The organism is Actinomycetota bacterium, from assembly GCA_030682655.1.
In the GTDB taxonomy this organism is placed as follows: Bacteria; Actinomycetota; Coriobacteriia; order Anaerosomatales; family JAUXNU01; genus JAUXNU01.
This window is the reverse complement of sequence record JAUXNU010000109.1, coordinates 1-2,730: the sequence shown is the minus strand read 5'-3', so window position 1 is coordinate 2,730 and position 2,730 is coordinate 1. Positions and strand designations below refer to the sequence as shown.

The 2,730-nt window shown below is 63.8% G+C and carries 5 protein-coding genes; all 5 read right to left on the bottom strand.

Translation table 11 applies throughout. The features are described from left to right. The coding region (locus Q8K99_06350; GenBank protein ID MDP2182172.1) for a DUF86 domain-containing protein at positions 1-286 on the bottom strand (286 nt) is incomplete at its 3' end. Continuing rightward, positions 276-569: a nucleotidyltransferase family protein gene (locus tag Q8K99_06345; protein ID MDP2182171.1), complete on the bottom strand. Its 294-nt coding sequence runs from the start codon at positions 567-569 to the stop codon at positions 276-278. The genes Q8K99_06345 and Q8K99_06350, both read right to left, overlap by 11 nt. A 223-nt stretch (positions 570-792) precedes the next feature. Further along, positions 793-1,515 carry a hypothetical protein gene (locus Q8K99_06340; protein MDP2182170.1) on the bottom strand — a complete coding sequence of 241 codons (723 nt, stop codon included), beginning with the start codon at positions 1,513-1,515 and terminating at the stop codon, positions 793-795. A gap of 22 nt (positions 1,516-1,537) precedes the next feature. Beyond that, on the bottom strand, positions 1,538-2,365 hold the full coding sequence (locus Q8K99_06335; GenBank protein MDP2182169.1) for a nucleotidyl transferase AbiEii/AbiGii toxin family protein: 828 nt from the start codon (positions 2,363-2,365) through the stop codon (positions 1,538-1,540). Beyond that, positions 2,362-2,730 (bottom strand): type IV toxin-antitoxin system AbiEi family antitoxin (locus Q8K99_06330; protein MDP2182168.1); only part of this gene is annotated, 369 nt, incomplete at its 5' end. The genes Q8K99_06335 and Q8K99_06330, both read right to left, overlap by 4 nt.

The window sequence follows — 2,730 nt, the reverse complement described above, 5'->3', positions numbered from 1 at the left end:
TGATCGCGATGTCCCAGACGATTGAGAAGTCGACGACTTCGTACTCGTGGATCAGGATGTCGCGAAGACCGGCGATATCCTCCCACGGAACCTCCGGATTGTCCGCGCGCAACTCGAGCGGCAGACGCTTGACCGCCTCTCCGATGACCTCCAGGTTCCGCAAGACAGCATCCTGGGTTCGCTCGTCCGTTGACCAGCCGATGTCATCGAGACCTTCGACGTAGCGAGAAATCCTCTCGCAGCGCTCGGCGATGTCGAGGAGGTGCACGCGAACGTCACGCGACATACTTGACCTCGCGCATTACGTGCTCCTTCAGCAGAGGCTTCAGAGCAGGCGCGCTCACGAGATCGACCGTCACGCCAAGCAATTGCTCGAGAAAGTGCTTCAGACCCATGTAGTTCCGGAAGGTCGGGCGCTCGAATTCCACGAGCACGTCGAGATCGCTGTCGGCTGTAGCATCGCCGCGAACGCGCGAGCCGAACACCCCGAGGCGCGCAACGCCGAACTCATTGCGAATGTTGCCAGCGTTCTGGCGAATTGCCCTGATCATGTCGTCGGTGTTCGTCATACCTGCCTCCTGGCCAAGCGCCCGCCGCGTGGCCAACAGTATATCGATACCGCCGGCACTCGTGTCGTGGCGCAGCCCAACGTCGCCCTGTTCTCAGCGGAGAGGCCAACCTTGGGAGGCAGCATCCCGGTCGAAGACGCAGGAACCAGCCCCCTGGGGGACCGGTTCCATTATCGTAGTGATGGTCGGACTTAGGAGACGCGTTTGTTACCGCTGCATACAGCTAGAGGAGCTTCACAGAGTTCGGCGACGCGTTCGCCTCCACGCGGTACCCCATCGACCGGTAGCCCCGTAGACGCTTCTCCCACATTCGCGCAAGCGCCGGCAGCGCTGCGTCGACAACCGAACGGTCTAGCCGCTCTATGGAACTCAAGTACGCCCACTGGTCGGAGTACTGGCAGAGACGCTCGTCAACGAAGACGGAGCGACCAGCCAATCGGGGCTCGCGCTGGAGCGGCAATGCGATATCGCGCCAAGTCTCGTCGTCGAAGTCGATGGCGAGAAAGTGACAGGTTTCGTCATCCAGCATCGGGTAGATGCCGACCGTGCTGCGCCCGGTGAGATGGTCTTGGATGGTCGAAGCGCTGAGCGGCAGCAGCTCTCGATTGGCACAGTCAGCACACTTCACACGTCGCTTGTCGCACAGTCCCGAACGCCATTCATTGGCGCAGGCGGGCGCGTACCCGCTGCCGCCTGATCGGCTCTGCCACCGCCTGGCGAACACGTCGGCGCGCCCACGAAAGAGCGACTCGAACAGCTCGATCTTGGAGGCAGACGACGACGAGACCGTGATTCCCGAGATCCGAGCAGTATCCCGTTGCTTTGGGGTCGCGGCACCCTGCGCCTCGAGCCCCAACATCTCCTTGAGCCGCGCGTTCTCCTCGGCGAGCACGAGGTTCTGCTGTCGGAGCGCCTCGAGTTCTTCCGGCTGAGTCCGATCGTTCACAGGAAGAGTCTCGCCGCCGCGATCATGACGGCTCGCGACTGAGCGCTTTCCACGGCTCGCCGGGGAGACGGGCAATGAGACGGTCGTGCACGAGCAACGCCGCGACGTCGACGTCATATCCCTCGGGGTCGCGAAGCAGCGGGATCACGTCGGCGCGGAAGTCAGAAGACGCGAGCTTGCCGACCATGTTCGCCTCGAACTCCGCGCGCGAGATCGAAGTCTCCATTCGCGCCAGGTACTCGCCGAGACAGTCGATGATGTGCGCCTCATCGGGGTCGAGCGTGGTGAGCCCGAGCCATAGGTCGTAGAGGTCGCGTCCCTTCCGTCGCTGGAAGAGTGCCCTCATCTTCGTCGCCAGCAGCTCCTCCAACGTGAACGTCGTGATCAGCTCCTGGGCGGAGTGCCACGGGTTGGCTACAGCGAACGGCACATGCTGAAGCCCGTCGACGCTGAAGTGCTCCCGAGTGTTGATCTCGACCTTGACCCGCATCAACTGCACCGGCAGCGTGGTCGTCTCGAAGCGGTAGAGCAGTTTGGCGCTTGCGGGACCCTGTTTCCAGGCCGGCTCGCCCAACCAAGGGTCGAGCGCCTCGCGGAGTTCCGCCAGCACAGGGCCGATCGGACCCGCCTCGACCTGCACGAGATCAAGATCCTCGGAGTAGCGCCCCGGAGGATCGAAGTGGAGCTTGTGCAGGGCGGTCCCGCCGCGGAAGGCGAGCGCCTGGCGCAATGACGGGCGCGCGAAGATCGCAGTCAGCGCTCTCGACAGGATCAGGTCCTGCTCGACTTGCTCGTCTTGGGGCCATGGCGCAGCAGCTCGCCACGCTGTGATTTGGGCTCGGGAAATCACAGATCGATCTCCACATCCAGGTTCGGGATCACGCGCCAGGGACCGACGGCAACGGCGCCGGCCCGAGGCGCATCGGGAGCGAGTGCAACGGGCCGATACCGCCTGGAGCCAAGGACACGGAGCAACGGGTCGGCGAGCCGGGGCTGCCCTGTTCGATCCAACAGGTAGCCGAGGCGCTGGATCTCGGGGGTCTTGCGCAGTTGCGCAACCGCGCCGAGAGCTTCGGGTTCGAGGCGCTCAGCGAGCTCGAGCAGCACCGTGGCGACGTTGCTCAAACCACCGCAGGCCGCCGAGAAGCGCACGAGGTCGAATGCCGTCGATTCAGGCGTGGACACGAGCATGGTGCCCGTCTCCGTCTGAACCTG

Coding starts and splice junctions, on each gene's coding strand:
- Q8K99_06345 (MDP2182171.1), bottom strand. CDS start 569: ATGACGAACACCGACGACATGATCAGGGCAATTCGCCAGAACGCTGGC.